Source organism: Xanthomonas sp. NCPPB 2250 (assembly GCF_056725265.1).
Map to the genome: position 1 here is coordinate 2,135,880 of NZ_CM161520.1, position 17,043 is coordinate 2,152,922.

Annotated in this window: 17 protein-coding genes and 1 CRISPR repeat array (1 of these 18 cut by a window edge); of the genes, 9 read left to right on the forward strand and 8 right to left on the reverse strand. The window is 68.5% G+C overall.

Annotated features, from left to right (window positions below; all coding sequences use genetic code 11):
* Window positions 1-171 precede the first annotated feature (171 nt).
* Complete coding sequence (locus tag AC1PMG_RS08925) at window positions 172-1,485, reverse strand: hemolysin family protein (protein WP_481111350.1); 1,314 nt, start codon at window positions 1,483-1,485, stop codon at window positions 172-174.
* Window positions 1,486-1,883: 398 nt separating this feature from the next.
* On the opposite strand from AC1PMG_RS08925, the gene AC1PMG_RS08930 reads away from it, so the two are divergent.
* Both AC1PMG_RS08930 and AC1PMG_RS08935 read left to right on the forward strand, forming a co-directional pair.
* A complete protein-coding gene (locus tag AC1PMG_RS08930; protein ID WP_481111351.1) occupies window positions 1,884-2,888 on the forward strand; it encodes a YiiG family protein in 1,005 nt (334 codons plus the stop codon).
* Window positions 2,889-3,278: 390 nt separating this feature from the next.
* The gene (locus tag AC1PMG_RS08935; protein ID WP_481111352.1) at window positions 3,279-4,712 is read left to right on the forward strand and encodes a class II fumarate hydratase; all 1,434 of its coding nucleotides are present in this window, start codon (window positions 3,279-3,281) and stop codon (window positions 4,710-4,712) included.
* A 258-nt stretch (window positions 4,713-4,970) separates the two neighbouring features.
* Here AC1PMG_RS08935 and AC1PMG_RS08940 read toward each other — a convergent pair whose 3' ends face one another.
* From AC1PMG_RS08940 to AC1PMG_RS08970, 7 genes are all read right to left on the reverse strand, one after another.
* A complete protein-coding gene (locus AC1PMG_RS08940) occupies window positions 4,971-5,411 on the reverse strand; it encodes a hypothetical protein (RefSeq protein ID WP_017915026.1) in 441 nt (146 codons plus the stop codon).
* Window positions 5,412-5,559: 148 nt separating this feature from the next.
* Window positions 5,560-6,120 carry a DUF2884 family protein gene (locus AC1PMG_RS08945; RefSeq protein ID WP_481111353.1) on the reverse strand — a complete coding sequence of 187 codons (561 nt, stop codon included), beginning with the start codon at window positions 6,118-6,120 and terminating at the stop codon, window positions 5,560-5,562.
* Window positions 6,121-6,164: 44 nt separating this feature from the next.
* The gene (locus tag AC1PMG_RS08950; RefSeq protein ID WP_481111354.1) at window positions 6,165-6,986 is read right to left on the reverse strand and encodes a DUF4097 family beta strand repeat-containing protein; all 822 of its coding nucleotides are present in this window, start codon (window positions 6,984-6,986) and stop codon (window positions 6,165-6,167) included.
* 43 nt (window positions 6,987-7,029) lie between these two features.
* Window positions 7,030-8,022, reverse strand: a complete 993-nt coding sequence (locus tag AC1PMG_RS08955) for a hypothetical protein (RefSeq protein WP_026144217.1) — start codon at window positions 8,020-8,022, stop codon at window positions 7,030-7,032.
* Window positions 8,019-8,900, reverse strand: coding sequence for an ABC transporter ATP-binding protein (locus tag AC1PMG_RS08960; protein ID WP_481111355.1), 882 nt, complete (start codon window positions 8,898-8,900; stop codon window positions 8,019-8,021). Before AC1PMG_RS08960 ends, AC1PMG_RS08955 begins: the two co-directional genes overlap by 4 nt.
* Entirely contained in the window at window positions 8,897-9,259 is a 363-nt protein-coding gene (locus tag AC1PMG_RS08965; RefSeq protein WP_017908106.1) for a GntR family transcriptional regulator, read from the reverse strand. The genes AC1PMG_RS08960 and AC1PMG_RS08965 overlap by 4 nt, the downstream gene beginning before the upstream one ends.
* A gap of 2 nt (window positions 9,260-9,261) precedes the next feature.
* The gene (locus tag AC1PMG_RS08970) at window positions 9,262-9,504 is read right to left on the reverse strand and encodes a hypothetical protein (RefSeq protein ID WP_010344229.1); all 243 of its coding nucleotides are present in this window, start codon (window positions 9,502-9,504) and stop codon (window positions 9,262-9,264) included.
* A 129-nt stretch (window positions 9,505-9,633) separates the two neighbouring features.
* Here AC1PMG_RS08970 and AC1PMG_RS08975 point away from each other — a divergent pair, with 129 nt between their 5' ends.
* From AC1PMG_RS08975 to AC1PMG_RS09005, 7 genes are all read left to right on the forward strand, one after another.
* Window positions 9,634-10,200: a glutathione peroxidase gene (locus tag AC1PMG_RS08975; RefSeq protein WP_481111356.1), complete on the forward strand. Its 567-nt coding sequence runs from the start codon at window positions 9,634-9,636 to the stop codon at window positions 10,198-10,200.
* Window positions 10,201-10,300: 100 nt separating this feature from the next.
* Window positions 10,301-11,251 carry an FKBP-type peptidyl-prolyl cis-trans isomerase N-terminal domain-containing protein gene (locus tag AC1PMG_RS08980; RefSeq protein ID WP_481111357.1) on the forward strand — a complete coding sequence of 317 codons (951 nt, stop codon included), beginning with the start codon at window positions 10,301-10,303 and terminating at the stop codon, window positions 11,249-11,251.
* Window positions 11,252-11,266: 15 nt separating this feature from the next.
* Window positions 11,267-12,613, forward strand: a complete 1,347-nt coding sequence (locus AC1PMG_RS08985) for a UDP-glucose dehydrogenase family protein (RefSeq protein ID WP_342072003.1) — start codon at window positions 11,267-11,269, stop codon at window positions 12,611-12,613.
* Window positions 12,603-12,839, forward strand: a complete 237-nt coding sequence (locus AC1PMG_RS08990) for a SlyX family protein (protein WP_017908102.1) — start codon at window positions 12,603-12,605, stop codon at window positions 12,837-12,839. Before AC1PMG_RS08985 ends, AC1PMG_RS08990 begins: the two co-directional genes overlap by 11 nt.
* Window positions 12,840-12,866: 27 nt before the next feature.
* On the forward strand, window positions 12,867-13,562 hold the full coding sequence (locus AC1PMG_RS08995; RefSeq protein WP_043092168.1) for a DUF2058 domain-containing protein: 696 nt from the start codon (window positions 12,867-12,869) through the stop codon (window positions 13,560-13,562).
* Window positions 13,563-13,564: 2 nt separating this feature from the next.
* Window positions 13,565-15,712: an acyltransferase family protein gene (locus AC1PMG_RS09000; RefSeq protein ID WP_481111358.1), complete on the forward strand. Its 2,148-nt coding sequence runs from the start codon at window positions 13,565-13,567 to the stop codon at window positions 15,710-15,712.
* Window positions 15,713-15,751: 39 nt separating this feature from the next.
* Window positions 15,752-16,609 carry a transporter gene (locus AC1PMG_RS09005; protein WP_481111359.1) on the forward strand — a complete coding sequence of 286 codons (858 nt, stop codon included), beginning with the start codon at window positions 15,752-15,754 and terminating at the stop codon, window positions 16,607-16,609.
* 121 nt (window positions 16,610-16,730) lie between these two features.
* A CRISPR array of direct repeats spans window positions 16,731-17,043; the repeat unit is 31 nt; unit sequence GTTTCAATCCACGCGCCCGTGAGGGCGCGAC (it continues 1,427 nt past the right edge of the window).

Genomic DNA, 17,043 nt, shown 5'->3' on the forward strand with positions numbered 1-17,043 from the left:
GTCGGCGCGGCCTCGGCGGCCCGTCAGGTGTGCCATCCCTTCCTGAGTACGCCGCGCCGCAGCCCTTCGGCTTGGGCCTGGCAGGCGCGTCGCCGGTGCCGCGTGGCATGACCCAACCGCCAGTCAGGCGCTGCGCCACGCAACGCCAGCGGGAAGCCCAACGTGGCACCCTCAGGAAGGGATGACGGACCCCAGCCGCACCATGACCGCCTGGATGCGGTGCCCGGCCATGCGCTTGACCGTGAACAGGTGGCCGTCGATCTGCAACTGCTCGCCTTCCTCGGGCAGCCGCTGCAACTGGTGCACGATCAGCCCGCCGACCGAGTTGAGGTGCTCCGGTGCGCGCAGGTCGCGGCCGAGCAGGCGTTCGAGGCGGAAGATCGAGGTCGAGCCGGCCACCAGTACACTGCCGTCGGCGCCGCGGGTCGGCGCGTCCTTGACCACGTGCGGGTGCTCGTCCTCGATGTCGCCGACCACCACTTCCAGCAGGTCTTCCAGGGTGAAGTAGCCGAGGATGCGGCCGTGCTCGTCCACGCACAGCGCCATGTGCGTGGTGCCGGTGCGGAAGCGCTCCAGTACCAGCGGCACCGGCGTTTCCAGCGCGATCAGGTTGGCCGGGCGCAGCAGCGGACGCAGATCGTCGCTGCGGCGGCCGCGGGCGATCTCCACCAGCAGGTCCTTCATGTGCAGGATGCCCAGCACCTGCTCGCCGTCGCGGTCGAACCACGGATAGCGGCTGTAGCGGCTGTCGGCGAACTCGGCCATCACCGCGTCCAGCGCCATGCCCTCGCGGAACCCGCGCAGATGGTCGCGCGCGCGCATCAGGTCGCCGGCCACCAGTTCCGGCAACTCCAAGGCATGGCTCATCAGGGTCAGCTCGTGATCGGGCGCGGCGCCGGCGGGTTGCTGGCGGCCGACGATCAGCTTCAGTTCCTCGCGCGAATAGCGGTGCGAGGTGTGCTCGACATCGCCCCAGCCCGCGGCCTTCAGCAGCCCGTTGGCGCTGGTGTTGAGCAGCCAGATCGCCGGATACATCGCCCAGTAGAACAGGTACAGCGGTGCGGCGGTCCACAGCGACATGCGCTCCGGGCGGCGGATCGCCATCGACTTGGGGGCCAGTTCGCCCAGCACGATGTGCAGGAACGAGATGACGCTGAAGGCGATGACGAAGGCGCTCAGGCGCGCCGCCTCTTCGCTCAGCCCCAGCAGGTCGAACAGCGGCTGCAGCAGATGCGCGAAGGCCGGCTCGCCGACCCAGCCCAGGCCCAGCGAAGACAGGGTGATGCCGAGCTGGCAGGCCGACAGATAGGCGTCGAGGTGGCCGTGCACGTTGAGCAGCAGGCGGCCGCGCCAGCCGTGGTGCTCGGCCAGGCCCACGGCCTGCGTGTGGCGCAGCTTGACCAGGGCGAACTCAGCGGCGACGAAGAAGCCGTTGAGCAGCACCAGCAGCATCGCCAGCGCCAGCAGCAGGAGGTTGCCGATCATGTGCGTTCCCCGGCGCGCGCCGCTGGCGCGTCATGGCGCCGGGCGGGAGAGGTGGAAACGGCGGGGTGCGTGGTCCGGCGCAGCGTGCGCCGGCATCTACAGTCTGAATCGTCGCCCATGGCGGCGTGAGAGTTCCATCGGTGATACGTCGCCGCAGTCTAGCCGATGCGCTGCGTCGTTGCCGCGCGCACGCGCCGTCCCGCGCATTCCGTCACATGGCACCGCAGCCACATACACCATGGATCAGCGCGCAGAACCGCTGTCACGAATCCCCACTCCCCACTCCCCGGCCTTTCAGCAGCCGAATGGCTGATCATCCCCGCACTCAACCATCACGCCGCGACGATCTTTTCGTTTGCTAGACTTTCTGTAACCGTTTTCAACCTCGATATTCCCCCATGAAATCTTCCTTGCGTCTGGCGGCGCTGGCCGCCGCTGTGTCCGTTTTTCTCACCGCCTGCGGTGGCAAGCCTGCGGCGACACCAGCCGGTTCCGATGCCAGTGCCGATGCCAACCATGCATCCGCCGATGCCGGCGCCAGCGACGCGGACCAGGCGCTGACCGGCAAGCTCAACGCCTACATCGAATGCTTCAACAAGGTCGATGGGCGCATCCACGAAGGCGCGCAACAGTACGTGCGCTGGATGGCCGACCCCAAGGCCGGCCCCACCGGCAAGGAAACCAGCGTGTACGGGCCCGCCCCGATCGACGAGTACGCGATGAAGCTGTGCGACGCGCCGATGACCCAGGCGATCGCGGCCAAGCCGTCGCTGCCGGCGCTGGATGCCGCGGCGAAGCGCTATCTGGCCGCCTTGAAGACGCTGCAGCCGCTGGCCAACCAGGCGCGCGACTACTACGACCGCGAGGACTACCAGGACGACCAGTTCGCCAAGGGCAAGCAACTGCATGCGCCGCTGATGGCCGCGCTGTCCGAATTCCACGAGGCCAGCGAGGCCTTCAGCCACGAACTGGAAGCGCAGAACGACGCCGCGCAGCGCGAGCAGCTGAAGGCGATGGAAAAGGCCGAGGGCCGCACCCGCGACTTCTATCGGCTGTCGATGATGCTCGAGGCCAAGGACATCGTCGGCCTGATGCAGGACGACGACTTCGACACCGCCAAGGCCACGGCATTGGTGGCCGGCTTCAACAGCCTGTCCGACGAGGCGCACGCCAAGGTCGCCAACCAGGAGCCGGGCAAGTCCGACTGGAGCGGTTTCGAGAGCGCGGCGGAGAACTTCCGCAAGGAATCCAAGGCACGCATCAAGCGGGTGGCGGAGAAGATTCCGTACAGCGCATTCGAGCAGCGCTCGCTGGACAATCCGATCGTCGCGCCGGAGGGTTCGCCGGCACGCTTGCTCAAGAGCTACAACGACCTGGTGTTCCAGAGCAACCGCCAGCGCTGAGCCTGCGGGCCGGCGGCGCACGCCGCTGGCCCCTGGCCGTGCCGCCGCCACGCCGGCACGGCATGCTGTCGTCCCGTCTTTCGCCGGCAAACGAGCGCGGTGTGCTTCTTCCGCAGCACGCCGCTGGTGCGCTTGCAGGGCGAGCATCATTCCCCGTACACGTTGCGGGGCTCAGTGGATCGATCCTCGAGCATGTCTGCCTGCCGACTTCGGCAGCCCGCCAGCTTCCCGCGCCTCCAGACATTCCTAACATCCGCCGGCGCACACTGCTGACGCCGGGCGCTGCGCCACGGATAATGCGCGCGCCAGCCGCAGTCCCGCCAGCCTGCCTCCCCGGACGTCCGACGACGGCGCCGATGGATTCCCTTTTGCAGATGCGGAGATTGCGCAATGAGTGACACATTCAGGGTCGAACACGACAGCATGGGCGAACTGCAGGTGCCCGCCGATGCCTTGTGGGGGGCACAGACCCAGCGTGCGGTACAGAACTTTCCGGTGTCCGGGCAGCCGATGCCGCGCGGCTTCATCCGCGCGCTGGGCCTGATCAAGGCCGCCGCGGCCGGCGTCAACGCCGACCTGGAGCTGTTGCCCAAGGCCGTCGCCAAGGCGATCCAGGCCGCTGCGCTCGAGGTGGCCGACGGCCGCCACGACGCGCACTTCCCGATCGACATCTACCAGACCGGGTCCGGCACCTCGTCGAACATGAACGCCAACGAGGTCATTGCCACGCTGGCCAACCGTGCCGCCAAGGGCGAGGGCAAGAACGGCAGCAAGGCGCTGCCGGCGGTACATCCCAACGACCACGTCAACCTCGGCCAGAGTTCCAACGACGTGGTCCCCACCGCGATCCGCGTCGCTGCGCTGCTGGCGGCGCGCGAGCATCTGCTGCCGTCGCTCAAGCACCTGCGCAAGACGATCGACAAGCGCGCCAAGCAGCTGCAGGGCGTGGTCAAGACCGGGCGCACCCATCTGATGGACGCAATGCCGCTGACCTTTGGCCAGGAGTTCGGTGCCTGGTCGGCGCAGCTCGTATCGGCGCAGGCGCGCATCGACGACAGCCTCAAGCGCCTGCGCCGGCTGCCGCTGGGCGGCACTGCGATCGGCACCGGCATCAACGCCGATCCGCGCTTCGGCGGCAAGGTCGCCAAGGCGCTGTCGGCGCTGACCGACCAAACCTTCGAGAGCGCCGAGAACAAGTTCGAGGGCCTGGCCGCGCAGGACGATGCGGTGGAACTGTCCGGCCAGCTCAACGCGCTGGCGGTGGCGCTGATCAAGATCGCCAACGACCTGCGCTGGATGAACGCCGGGCCGCTGGCCGGCCTCGGCGAGATCGAGTTGCCGGCGTTGCAGCCGGGCAGCTCGATCATGCCGGGCAAGGTCAATCCGGTGATTCCCGAAGCCACGGTGATGGCCTGCGCGCAGGTGATCGGCCACCACACTGCGATCACCGTGGCCGGGCAGACCGGCAACTTCCAGTTGAACGTGACCCTGCCGCTGATCGCGGCGAACCTGCTGGACTCGATCCAGTTGCTGGGCAATGTGTCGGTGTTGCTGGCCGATTCGGCGATCGCCGGCCTCAAGGTGCGCGAGGAGCGGGTGCGCGAAGCGCTCGACCGCAATCCGATCCTGGTGACCGCGCTGAATCCGATCATCGGCTACGAGAAGGCCGCGGCGATCGCCAAGCGTGCCTACAAGGAGAACCGGCCGGTGCTGGAGGTGGCCAAGGAGGACAGCGGCCTCGGCGAGGACGAACTGCGCCGGCTGCTGGACCCTGCCGCACTGACCGAAGGCGGCATCCATGCCGGTGCGGGCGGCGGCGGCTGAGCCGCGCCAGCGCTGCATGCAGGCCTGGCACGGCCGTGTGGTCGTGCCAGGCGCAATAGACGATCGCACGGTGAAAGCAGTCGGGACTGAAGTCCCTCCCACATTGCGCCTGGACGCCTCACCGCAAGCCTCTGTAGGAGCGGCTTCAGCCGCGATGGGCTTTACCGAGAACGCCCATCGCGGCTGAAGCCGCTCCTACAGGGGAACCTCCAATCCTTCGAGGCTCTCTCGTGCCGGGCTTGCCGACGCCGGCAGCCCTCAGCGGCGCTCGGCCTGCAGGTTGCCGAAGCTGTCGCGGTACGGCTGCAACGAGGGAATGTCGCGCAGCACCGCCGCCTGCGCTTCGGTGATTTCCGGGGTCGGCGCGAAGCCGACCGAGCGCATGTTCGGGTCCGGCGCCGCGGTCTCCAGGGTGCGCTGGCGCTGCATCTGCAGGTGCATGAACAACTGCTGCAGTTCGGTGCGCTGCGCGGCGGGCAGCGGCAGTTCGATGTCGTCGATGCGCAGGCTGCCGTCGGGCCCAATGGTGGCATTGGCGGCCGGGGCGCGGCGCAGCATCACGTTCATGCTGTCCACCGCCACCCGCGGCTTGCTGCGCTCGGCGCGCGAGGAGGTGGTCTCGCCGCCGCGTCCGCCGCAGGCGGCGAGCAGCAGGCACAACGACAGCAGCGAAAACCAGGCGAACAGCGTCTTCTTCATGGCGGAGGTGGAGCGGGGGGAATGCCACCCATTCTAGAGCGTGTGGGCGCGGCGCGGCGTGCGGCCGCATGTCGCAGGGACCATCCGACCGCTCGCCGCAGGTCATGCATGGCCGACCCGGCGCGCGCGCACCGGGCCGGCTTGGGCATTACGCCGCCGATTGCCTGCAGTCGCGCACGTCGTTGTCTTCCAGCGTGGAGTACGGGCGGAACGCGGGCACCTTCTGCATCAGCGCATCCTGCGCGGCGCGCAGCGCGGCGACCTGGTCGCAGATCTTCAGCGCCGCCTGCTTGATCTTGTCGGCCTGCGCCTCGACGCGCTCGCCGATATGGTCGGTGTCGCCGCTGAGCACGCCGCTGATGGCATCGCCGGCCGCCTTCACGCCCAGTGCCGCGCCGGCCTTGCCGACTTCCACGCCCTGCTTGCCGACGGCCTCGATCTGGCTGCGGTAGGCCAGCAGCAGGCGCTGCTGCTCGGCGTCCAGGGCGACCGGCTTGCCGTCGATCAGCAGCTTGCCGTCGCGGGTGATGGTGGCCGGCGGCTGGCCATCGGCCTTCAGGGTGAGGTCGCCGTTGAGGAAGGTCAGACTTTGCGCGCCACCGTGATCGACGACGACGCGGTCGTTCGACGAAGCCGAGCGCTGGCAGGCGCTGAGCGAGAACAGCACGGCCAGGGCGACGCCGGCCAGGGACAGGGAACGGTACTGCATGGGCGCGTCCTCGTGTGGATGTGGAAGGAGATCGGGTGGCAGGATCAGCGCGGCTTGGGCAGGTTGACGCTGCCGCGCACGCCGCGGTGGGTGACGTCGCCGCTGCCGACCTTCTGCACGCTCAGGTTGCCGCCGACAGTGCCGACATCCAGGTCGCCGGAGCCCACGGTCTGCACCGCGACATTGCCGGTGACGTCGCGCAGTTGCACGTCGCCGGAGCCGACGCTGTCGACCTGCACGCTGCCGCGCACGCCGTGCACGGTCAGGTCGCCGGAGCCGACGGTGCCGACCTTGACGTCGCCGCCGACCTGGTCGGCCTTGACGTCGCCCGAGCCCAGCGTCGGCAGGGCCACGCTGCCGACATTGCGCAGTTCGATGTCGCCGGAGCCGACCGTGGCGCTGACCGCGCCGCGAATGTTCTGCGCGTGCAGGTCGCCGGAGCCGACCTTGGCGTCGAGCGAGGCCACGCCGCTGATCTCGGCGTCGCCGGAGCCAAGCTGCAGCTGCACCGGCAGGTTGGCCGGGATGCTGCCGGCCACGTTGAGGTAGGCGTAGCGGTTGCCGACGCTGATGCCGTGGATCTTGCCCTCGTGCTTCAGCGTCACCACCAGGGTGTCGCCGTCGTGGCGCTGGCGCAGGGTCAGCTCCTTGAGCATGTCCGCGTCGGAGGCGCAGGCGCGGCCGCGCAGGGTGGAGTCGCCGCTGGCGCCGCTGAGCTTGAGGTCGTTCTGCTGCATGTCCAGCAGCACCGACTTGACGCCGGTCAAGTCCAGCTTCAGTTCGCGCGGTTCGGAATACTTGCAGTCGTCGGCCAGGGCGACGGCCGGCAGCGACAGCAGGGCACACAGGGCGAGGGTCTTGCGCATCGGGACACTCCTTGCAGAAAAGGGTAGAGGGACGGAGGTGCGATCAGGCTTCGTCGCGCCAGCGGCGCACGTAGATCGCGGCGACGATGAAGGCCACGCCGACCGCGGCGCCGATCCAGATGTCGGGGTCGCGGAACAGCACCCAGCTGTCGCCGAGATGGATCGCATTGACCAGATCCTGCGGGCCGCTGATGTGGGTCTCGGCCACCTGCTCGTTCAGCACCGGGCCCCAGCTGCCGGGCAGCACGCTGAGCAGGCCGCGATAGACCACGGTGTACCAGATCAGGTTGTGGTTGACATTGAGCATCGGCAGGATGCCCATCATGCTGGCCATCACACAGCCCAGGATCGGGATCAGCACCGCCCACAGGAACGGCTTGCTGCGCGCCCAGGCCGAGCACAGCATCAGCCAGCCGATCGCCGGCAGCGACCACATCACCTGCACCGGCAAAGCGGCCAGGACCATGCCGATGATGCGCAGCGGGTGCGATTCGGTGAAGACCGCGGTGCTCTGCGGGATGCCGTTGACCGACAGGGTCAGGGCGGTGACCACCCACAGCGCCAGGCCGATCAGCAGGCCAATGCCGATCGCCAGCAGCGGCGCCAGCAGCAGCGCCCAGGCGGCCTTGGACAGCACGGTGCCGGTGTCCGACAGCGGCAGCGACTTCCAGAACAGCACGCTGCGGTCGCGGCGGTCGTCGTACAGCGCGCCCAGCGCGTAGAAGAACACCACGAAGCCGACCACGATGCAGGCCAGGATCACGCCGGCGAGCATGGTGCCGTCGCCGACCGCGCCGATGATCTGGTGGGCATTGTTGACCTGGCCTTCCCATTGCACATCGTTCAGATGCACGCCGCCGCCATGGTTGCGGCCGGCGATGCTGCCGATGATCGACAGCACCGTGTACAGGGTGGCGACGATGCCGCCGGTGATGACCGGGGCCCACAGGAAACCGCCGCGGTGTTCCCAGAACTCGCGCTTGAGCAGCCACTTGAACGTGGACACGGGAGAGATCGATTTGGCGGGAGCGTTCATGCGTAGGTGCCCTTCATGATGGCGACGAACAGGTCGGCCAGGCCGGGGGTGCGGGTTTCGCCGAGTGCGGCCAGTTGCGCCTGCGGCACGCCGTCGTACAGGAATACCGACTTGCCGAACGGCAGGCCGCGTTCGTCGATCGGCTGCAGCGCGCGCGCCGCCTCGATGCGCTCGGCCGGCACCAGCAGTTCGGTGTAGCGGGTGGCCATGTGCTCCATGTCGGCGCTGAGCACGATGCGGCCGTCGCGGATGAACAGCACGTCGGTGAGGATGTGCTCGATCTCCTCCACCTGGTGGGTGGTGATGATGATGGTCTTCTGTTCGTCGAAGTAGTCTTCCAGCAGGCGCTGGTAGAACTCCTTGCGGTACAGGATGTCCAGGCCCAGGGTCGGTTCGTCCAGCACCAGCAGGCGCGCGTCGATCGCCATCACCAGGGCCAGGTGCAACTGCACGATCATGCCCTTGGACATCTCGCGCACCCGCAGCTTGGGCGAGAGCTTGGTGTTGGCCAGGAAGCGCTCGCACTTGGCGCGATCGAAGCGCGGATGCACGCCGGCGACGAAGTCGATCGCCTCGCTCACCCGCATCCAGCGCGGCAGCACCGCCACGTCGGCGATGAAGCACACTTCGTTCATCAGCGCGTCGCGCTGCCTGCGCGGGTCCATGCCCAGCACGCGCAGTTCGCCTTCCACGGCAGTCAGGCCCAGCACCGCCTTCAGCGCGGTGGTCTTGCCGGCGCCGTTGGGGCCGATCAGGCCGACGATGCGGCCCGGCGCGATGGCGAAGGACGCATCGGCCAGCGCCGGCTTGTTGTTGTAGGTCTTGCGCAACCCCTGCGCGTAGACGACGGATTCGGATGCGGCGACAGCGGCAGTCATGGCGTTTTCCCCGGTGGCAACAAGTCTTGCAGTGTCAGGCCCAGGCGCTGGATGCGTTCCAGCACCAGAGGCCACTCTTCGTTGAGGAAGCGCTCGCGCTCGCTGCCGCGCAGCTTCTGCGCCGCTTCCTCGGTCATGAACATGCCCAGCCCGCGGCGCTTCTCGACCAGGGCCTCGTCGGCCAATTCCTGGTAGGCGCGCGAGACGGTGATCGGGTTGAGCTGGTACTCGGCGGCCACCTGGCGCACCGAGGGCAGGGCGTCGCCGGGCTTGAGGATGCCGTCGAGCATCATCGCGATGACGCGCTCCTTCAGCTGGCGGTAGATCGGAGCGCCGTCGCTCCATTGGATATCGCTCATGGTCAGCTCCGTGGGCGCAGGGTGCGCGCGAAGGAGAAATAAGGCACGGACAGCGAAGCCCGCAGACGCCGCACCGCCGGGACGGTGGAAGGTGCGGCGCCGGCGGCGCTGTCGTCGTGCGGCGTGCTGGCGCCATAATCCAGCGGCCGTCCCTGGTGGCGTTGGGCGCCGATCCAGCTCGCGCAGAGCAGGGTGCCGACGATGACCAGGGCCGGAAGACTGCGCTGGAGGCGTTTGAGATTCATCGTGGGACCTGCTCTGGGTGAGTGGTGTTGTATTTAACTATAACACCGTTACACGTCATGTCAACACGCTGCGGACCCAACTTCCGACCTGGTCGCGTGCCACTTCCTTCTTCTTCTCGACGGTGCCCCATGAAACTTCCCAAGCGTCTGTTTTTCCTCGCGATCCTGGCCGCTGCCGGCAACGTCGGCAGTGCCTGGGCCGGCTCTCTGCTGGATCGGGACTACCGTCCGCTGGCCGGCAAGGAGAAGGTGAACCTGAACAAGACCTACGGCGGCAAGGTGCTGCTGGTGGTCAACACCGCCAGCAAGTGCGGCTACACCCCGCAGTACGACGGCCTGGAGAAGCTGCAGCAGCAGTACGCGGCGCAGGGCTTCAGCGTGCTCGGCTTCCCGTCCAACGACTTCAAGGGCCAGGAGCCGGGATCGGAGAAGCAGATCCAGGAATTCTGCACGCTCACCTACGGGGTGAAGTTCCCGATGTTCGAGAAGGTGCACGTGATCGGCGACGAGGCGACGCCGCTGTACAAGCAACTGACCCAGGCCACCGGTGTGGCGCCGGGCTGGAATTTCCACAAGTATCTGATCGCGCGCGATGGGCGCGTGGTCGCGCAATTCCCGAGCAAGGTCACGCCCGACGATCCGGCCTTGCGCAGTGCCATCGAACGCGAACTGAAAGCGCAGCCGGCGTCGCACTGAAAGCGGGTCAACATCTCGGCCGCGCATGCGACAATGCCGGCCTCTTTCTGCGCCAGCTCGGCGCGTCCAGTTCACAGTTCACTTCCAGGGAAAGTAGCGAATGAAGATGGGAATGCGCGGCGCCGTGGCGTCGCTGGTGGTGGGGATGGCGATGGTCGCCGGTCACGCGTCCGCGCAGGCGCCGGCTGCCGGCAGCACGGCGACGACGCTGAGCACCGAGAAGCAGAAGGTCAGCTACGCGATCGGCATGGATGTGGCGCGTTCGTTCGAGCCCATCGCCCAGGACATCGACGTGGACGCGATGCAGCGCGCGATCGAGAACGCCTTCAAGCAGGGCAAGCCGCTGCTGTCCGATGAGCAGACCCAGGCCACCGACACCGCGCTGCGCACGCAGCTGGCCGCGCGCAACGGCCAGCCGGTACCGGGCATGGCGCCGGGCGCGCAGCCGCCGCCGGTGTCCAAGGAGAACGTGGGCCTGATGCTGGGCGACCGTGCGGTCGGTCCGTCGCTGGCGCGGATCCAGAACGACATCGATCTGCCGACGCTGATGGGCGCGGTGCGCACGGTGTTCGCCAAGGGCCAGACCGCGATGACCCAGGAGCAGGCGATGGCCACGCTGCAGGCCTTCGGCGCGTCCAAGCAGGCCGCGGTGGCGACCAAGAACAAGCAGGAAGGCAATGCCTTTCTGGCCCAGAACAAGAACCAGAAGGGCGTGATCACCACTCCGTCCGGCCTGCAGTACATGGTGCTGCGCGAAGGTAGCGGCGCGCGGCCCACGTCCAGCAGCAAGGTGCGGGTGAACTACGAGGGCAAGCTGCTCGACGGCACCGTCTTCGACAGCTCCTACAAGAACGGCCAGCCGGCCGAGTTCGCGCTGAACCAGGTCGTGCCGGGCTGGAGCGAGGGCGTGGCGCTGATGCCGGTGGGGTCCAAGTACCGCTTCTGGATTCCGTCCAATCTGGGCTACGGCCCGCAGGGAATGCCGGGCAGCCCGATCGGCCCGGATGCGATGTTGACCTTCGACGTGGAACTTTTGAACATCCTTCAATAACCGAAAGGAGATTACATGCGCGTAGCGATATTCGGCACCGGCTATGTCGGGCTCGTCACCGGAACCTGTCTGGCCGAAGTCGGCCACCATGTGGTGTGCGTAGACATCGACCAGGCCAAGGTGGATGGGCTCAACAAGGGCGTGGTCCCGATTTACGAGCCTGGCCTCTCGCCGATGGTCAAGGCCAATCACGCCGCACGGAGGCTGTTCTTCACCACCGATGCGGCCAGCGCCATCGCGCATGGGGATATCGTGTTCATCGCCGTCGGCACGCCGCCGGACGAGGACGGTAGCGCAGATCTGCAGTACGTCCTGGCGGTGGCCCGCACCATCGGCCAGCACATCCAGGGGCCGACCATCGTGGTCAACAAGTCGACGGTGCCGGTCGGCACCGCCGACAAGGTGCGCGCGGCGATCGCCGCCGAGCTGGAAGCGCGCGGCGAGGCGATCGAGTTCGACGTGGTCTCCAACCCGGAGTTCCTGAAGGAAGGCGATGCGGTCGCCGATTGCATGCGCCCGGACCGCATCGTCATCGGCAGCAGCAAGCCCGGCTCGGCCGCGCGCCTGCGTCGTCTGTACGCGCCGTTCAACCGCAACCACGACCGCATCGTGGAGATGGACGTGCGCTCGGCCGAACTGACCAAGTACGCGGCCAACGCGATGCTGGCGACCAAGATCAGTTTCATGAACGAGATCGCCAACATCGCCGAGCGCGTCGGTGCCGACGTGGAGAAGGTGCGCCAGGGCATCGGCTCGGATCCGCGCATCGGCTGGCACTTCATCTACCCGGGTGCCGGCTATGGCGGCTCGTGCTTCCCCAAGGACGTGCAGGCGCTGGCGCGCACCGCGCAGCAGTACGGCCATGCGCCCAGGCTGCTGGATGCGGTGGAAGCGGTCAACGAGGCGCAGAAGGGCCACCTGTACGAGCTGATCCAGCGCCACTACGGTGCGGCGCAGTCGCTGAAGGGCAAGACCTTCGCGGTGTGGGGCCTGGCCTTCAAGCCCAATACCGACGACATGCGTGCCGCCTCCAGCCGCCGCCTGCTGGCGCAACTGTGGGAGGCGGGCGCGACGGTGCGCGCCTACGATCCGGAGGCGACCGAGGAGGCCAAGCGCATCTTCGGCGAGCGCGCCGACCTGCACTTCTGCGACGATGCCTTCGACGCGCTGGAAGGCGCTGATGCGCTGGCGGTGGTCACCGAGTGGAAGCAGTTCCGCAGCCCCGACTTCACCCGCATGAAGGAGCTGATCGGCGATGCGGTGGTGTTCGACGGCCGCAATCTCTACGATCCGCAGGAAATCGAGAGCTTCGGCCTGGCGTACTACGGCATCGGCCGCGGACGTTCGATCCATGCAGCATGATTTTTCCACCCAGGATCGGTTGCTGGAAAACCGCCTGATCGAGCTGGAAACGCGCCTCTCCTTCCAGGAGCAGGCGCTGTCGGAAATGAGCGATGCCCTGGCCGAAGCGCGTATCGAAAGCCAGCGCAACGCCGAGTTGCTGCGTCACCTGCTCGAAGATCTGGGCAAGGTGCGCAGCACGCTCTACGCCGATCCGGCCGACGAACCGCCGCCGCCGCATTACTGATCCCCCGAACCGACCGATGCCGTCCCGATGAGCGATACCCTCCGCGAGCAGTTGCTGGGCCTGGGCTTCAAGCCCGCGCCGAAACCCGAACGCAAAGCCCCGCCTGCCGCGCCGCGGCCGCAGGGACGGCCGGGCCAGCGCCCGGCACCGGCCGGGGCGCGCGGCGAGCGCGCTCCCGGCGGCGCGCCCAACGCCGGCAAGCCCGGCGGCGGGCGCGGCCGTCCGCACGGGAACGGCCCTGGTCAGGGCAAGCCGCAGGGCGCGGGCGGGCAGCCGGGGCGGCCGCCGCGCAGCCGCGAGGACATCGACCTGGCCAAGGCCTATGCGATCCGTGCCCAGCGCGAGAAGGACGAGCGCATCGAGGCCGAGCGGCAGAAGCAGGAAGAGGCGCGCCTGCGCCGCGAGGCGCGGGCCAAGCTCGACGAACTGCTCAAGGGCCAGGCGCTGAACCACGCCGAGGCCGACATCGCCCGCCATTTCCCCTATGGCGGCAAGATCAAGCGCATCTACGTCACCGCCGACCAGCTCAAGGCGCTCAACGCCGGCGAGTTGGGCGTGCTGCAGCAGAACGGCCGCTACCTGCTGGTGACCGCGGCGCTGCTGGACCAGGCCGAAGCGATCTTCCCGGCGGCGGTGGCGCTGCGGGTCGATCCGAACGCGACGGCAGAAGAAGACCCCTACGCCGATCCCAAGTACCAGATCCCCGACGACCTGGTCTGGTAAACGTGGCGCTGCCAGGGACGGGCACGCTGGCCGCCGGGCGCGGCCACACGCCGCCGCACGCGCAGGCCGGCGGCGGCTATCTGCCGTACGTGGACGGGCTGCGCGCGATCGCGGTGCTGGCGGTGATCGCCTACCACCTCGATCCGGCATGGCTGCCGGGCGGGTTCACCGGCGTGGACATGTTCTTCGTGATCTCCGGCTTCGTGGTCAGCGCGTCGTTGCAGCGCCTGCCGGCGGCCGGACAGCTGTGTGTGTTCGCGCAGTTCTATGCGCGGCGCCTGCGCCGCATCGCGCCGGCCCTGGTGGTGTGCCTGCTGGTCACGGCCCTGGCCAGCGGCCTGTTCATTCCCGAGTCCTGGCTCAGTGAGACCAGCGCCAAAACCGGACGCATGGCCTTCGTCGGCCTCAGCAACTGGGTGCTGGCCGCGACCGGCAACGATTACTTCTCGCCCAAGGCCGAATTCAATCCGTACACGCATACCTGGTCGCTGGGCGTGGAGGAGCAGTTCTATCTGCTGTTCCCGCTGCTGTTCCTGGCCTGGAACCGTGGCGGCCGCGGCCGGGTGTGGTCGACGCTGCTGGTGGCGCTGGCCTCGGCCGCCTCGCTGGCGTTCGCCTGGCGGCATAGCCGCGACGCCGGCGATGCGGCGGCCGCGTTCTACCTGACCACCGCACGTTTCTGGCAACTGGGCAGCGGCGTGCTGCTGTACCAGGTGCTGGCGCTGCGCGGACGCTTCGAGGCCGGGACGCAGGCGCCGCCGCCGGGCGCCTGGAGCTGGCGTTCGCCATTGCTGGCGATGGCGCTGGCCGCGGTGGTGGTCGGCCTGTGGTGCGCGCGTCCCGGCCATTCGCCGTGGCCGGATGGACTATGGCCGGTGCTGGGCATACTCGGCCTGCTGGCGCTGCTGCATGGCGCTCCGGCCGGCTGGAGCCGGCGTGCGCTGGCGCACCGCGTCCCGGTGGCGATCGGCCGCGTGTCGTACTCGCTGTATCTGTGGCACTGGCCGGTGTTCGTGCTGTTCCGCTGGACCGTCGGTCTGGAATCGGCGCCGACCAGGGCCGCGGCGCTGCTGCTGGTCGCCTTGCTGGCGCTGGCCTCGTACCACTGGGTGGAGCTGCCGTGGCGGCATGGCCGCATCGGCCGCGCGCGCACGCCGGCGCGGACCATCGTCGCCGGGCTGGGCCTGGTGCTGCTCGCCGGCGGCACCCATGCGCTGCTGCAGAACGCCCAGCGCTATTACGGGCTGAGCACGGTCAGCCGGCATCCGCTGGACTGGTACGCCTATGCCAAGGGCTTGCGCCGGGAGTTTCCGCAGTGCGTGCTGCAGACCCGTCAGGTGCCGGTGCAGGTGGGCAGCGCCAAGCTGTTCGAGCGTGGCGCCTGCACGCTGCCCAACCGCGATGGCGGCGGCCAGGTGTTCGTGGCCGGCGACTCGCATGCGCTGGCCTACAACGAACTGCTGCGGCGCTTCGCGCTACAGAGCGGGATGCCGGTGCGGCTGTATGGCGTCGGCGGTTGCCCGATCGTCGGCCTGCAGGCCTGGCAGGCCAGCAATCCCGGCTGCCAGGCCTATGAACGCAGCACCCTGGCCGACGTCGCCGCGCACGCGCGCGACGGTGATGTGCTGTTTCTGCCCGCCCTGCGCGTGCTGCGCCTGGCCGATCAGGACCGCCTGTTCGACGAGACCGCGGCGATGGCCGAGCAGGAGGGTGCCGAGGCGCAGGCCGCGCGCAGCGCTGGCGAAGCGGCTGCGGTCGCGCTGCTGCAGCCCTTGGCGCAGCGCGGCGTGCGTATCGTCTTCGAAGCGCCCAAGCCGGTGCTGCGTGCGCCGCCGTATCGCTGTTCGGACTGGTTCAACCGCGGCAATCCGATCTGCGCGCGCGGCATCCCGATCCCACGCGCGACCATGGAGCGTTACCGTGCGCCGGTGCTGCAGAGCCTGCAGCGCATCGCCGCGCAGCTGCCGCATGCCTCGGTGTGGGATCCGTTGCCGCTGCTGTGCGAGGCGCAGTACTGCAGCGGCAGCCGCGACGGGCGCCCGCTGTTCTTCGATGCCGATCACCTCAGCGGCTACGGCAACCGGGTGCTGCTGCCGGGCTTCACATCGCACATTGCGGCGATCCAGGCACACTCGCCGCCGGCGCCTTGAGGCGCAGCCCTCCGCTCCCGCATCGCAAGGAGTTCGCGCATGCCTGTTCTGCCTTTTCTCGCGCCGCAGCGATCGCGGGCGGTGCCGTCGTCCGTCGCCACCCGCCATGGCCGCCGGCCGCAGTTGCGCCGCCGCGGCGATGTGCTGCTGCGCGGGGCGCTGCTGCTGGCGGCCACTAGCGGCATTGCCGGCGTGGCCTGCGCCGAGGACGCGCCGGCGTTTGACCGGCCCGGTATCGGTTTCGCCTCGACTACCCTGCAGCGTGGTCAACTGGCCTGGGAGCAGGCGTTCTTCGATGGCAGCTACGACCGCGACGGCGACGTGCGCAGCACCGAATACGTCGCCAACAGCCGGCTGCGGTTCGGCCTGAGCGCGCGCACCGAGTTGCAACTGGCGATCGACAGCCAGGTGTGGCAGCGCGTGCGCGGCGGCGGGCAGGACCAGCGCGGGCACAGTGGTGGCGACGCCAGCATCGGCTTGAAGCAGGCGTTGCCCAGCGCCAGCGACCGCGTCAGCTGGGCCTTGCTCGGCAGCGTCAGCCTGCCGGTCGGGCGCGCGCCGTATGGCGATGCCGGCCACCGCCACGACCTGGGCGTGAGTGCCGGCTTGGATCTGCCCGAAGGGCGCAGCCTGGCGCTGTACGGCAATGTCAGCGACAGCGAGGACGGCTCCGGCTGGAGCGTCTCGCCGAGCTACACCTTCTACGCCAGCGACACCCTGAGCGCCTACGTCGAGGCCGGCATCGGCGGCGGCGAGGACGAGATGCGCGCGCTCGGCAGCGGCGTCACCTGGCTGTTCGCCAACCGCGTGCAACTGGATCTGTCGGTGCTGCGCGGCCTCTCGTCGCAAACCCCGGACTGGCAGGGCGGCCTCGGCATTTCGGTGTTGCTGCGCTGAGGTCCATGGTGCGGTGATGGCGTGAATCGCGCCTCCGTGCAACCAAGTGCCTGGCACGGTTTCACCCAGGCGCCTTGGATGGCGGGGCAGGCATGCGTGAGCGAGTCCCTGCCGGCAAGGAGTTTCAATCCACACGCCGGTGAGGACGTGACGAGGGAATGCTATTAGAACGGGTGCCGTTTATCGTCGTTTCAATCCGCGCGCCCGCGAGGGCGCGACCGACACCTGGTACTTGTCATAGCTGTCCCGCACGGGGTTTCAATCCACGCGTCCGTGAGGGCGCGACACGGCCGGGATCGGCGAACTGCCGCGCATGACGCTGTTTCAATCCACGCGCCCGTGAGGGCGCGACAATGGCTCAAACCCCTCTTCGCGCAGCTTCTTTAGTTTCAATCCACGCGCCCGTGAGGGCGCGACTGAACCGCGCCCCGTCG

Bases quoted from the DNA above. Each gene is read 5' to 3' on its own strand.
- AC1PMG_RS08945 (WP_481111353.1), bottom strand. From the start codon at position 6,120: ATGCAGTACCGTTCCCTGTCCCTGGCCGGCGTCGCCCTGGCCGTGCTG.
- AC1PMG_RS09005 (WP_481111359.1), top strand. From the start codon at position 15,752: ATGCCTGTTCTGCCTTTTCTCGCGCCGCAGCGATCGCGGGCGGTGCCG.
- AC1PMG_RS08975 (WP_481111356.1), top strand. From the start codon at position 9,634: ATGAAACTTCCCAAGCGTCTGTTTTTCCTCGCGATCCTGGCCGCTGCC.
- AC1PMG_RS08925 (WP_481111350.1), bottom strand. From the start codon at position 1,485: ATGATCGGCAACCTCCTGCTGCTGGCGCTGGCGATGCTGCTGGTGCTG.
- AC1PMG_RS08930 (WP_481111351.1), top strand. From the start codon at position 1,884: ATGAAATCTTCCTTGCGTCTGGCGGCGCTGGCCGCCGCTGTGTCCGTT.
- AC1PMG_RS08970 (WP_010344229.1), bottom strand. From the start codon at position 9,504: ATGAATCTCAAACGCCTCCAGCGCAGTCTTCCGGCCCTGGTCATCGTC.
- AC1PMG_RS08935 (WP_481111352.1), top strand. From the start codon at position 3,279: ATGAGTGACACATTCAGGGTCGAACACGACAGCATGGGCGAACTGCAG.
- AC1PMG_RS08990 (WP_017908102.1), top strand. From the start codon at position 12,603: ATGCAGCATGATTTTTCCACCCAGGATCGGTTGCTGGAAAACCGCCTG.
- AC1PMG_RS08940 (WP_017915026.1), bottom strand. From the start codon at position 5,411: ATGAAGAAGACGCTGTTCGCCTGGTTTTCGCTGCTGTCGTTGTGCCTG.
- AC1PMG_RS08995 (WP_043092168.1), top strand. From the start codon at position 12,867: ATGAGCGATACCCTCCGCGAGCAGTTGCTGGGCCTGGGCTTCAAGCCC.
- AC1PMG_RS08985 (WP_342072003.1), top strand. From the start codon at position 11,267: ATGCGCGTAGCGATATTCGGCACCGGCTATGTCGGGCTCGTCACCGGA.
- AC1PMG_RS08950 (WP_481111354.1), bottom strand. From the start codon at position 6,986: ATGCGCAAGACCCTCGCCCTGTGTGCCCTGCTGTCGCTGCCGGCCGTC.
- AC1PMG_RS08960 (WP_481111355.1), bottom strand. From the start codon at position 8,900: ATGACTGCCGCTGTCGCCGCATCCGAATCCGTCGTCTACGCGCAGGGG.
- AC1PMG_RS08955 (WP_026144217.1), bottom strand. From the start codon at position 8,022: ATGAACGCTCCCGCCAAATCGATCTCTCCCGTGTCCACGTTCAAGTGG.
- AC1PMG_RS08965 (WP_017908106.1), bottom strand. From the start codon at position 9,259: ATGAGCGATATCCAATGGAGCGACGGCGCTCCGATCTACCGCCAGCTG.
- AC1PMG_RS08980 (WP_481111357.1), top strand. From the start codon at position 10,301: ATGAAGATGGGAATGCGCGGCGCCGTGGCGTCGCTGGTGGTGGGGATG.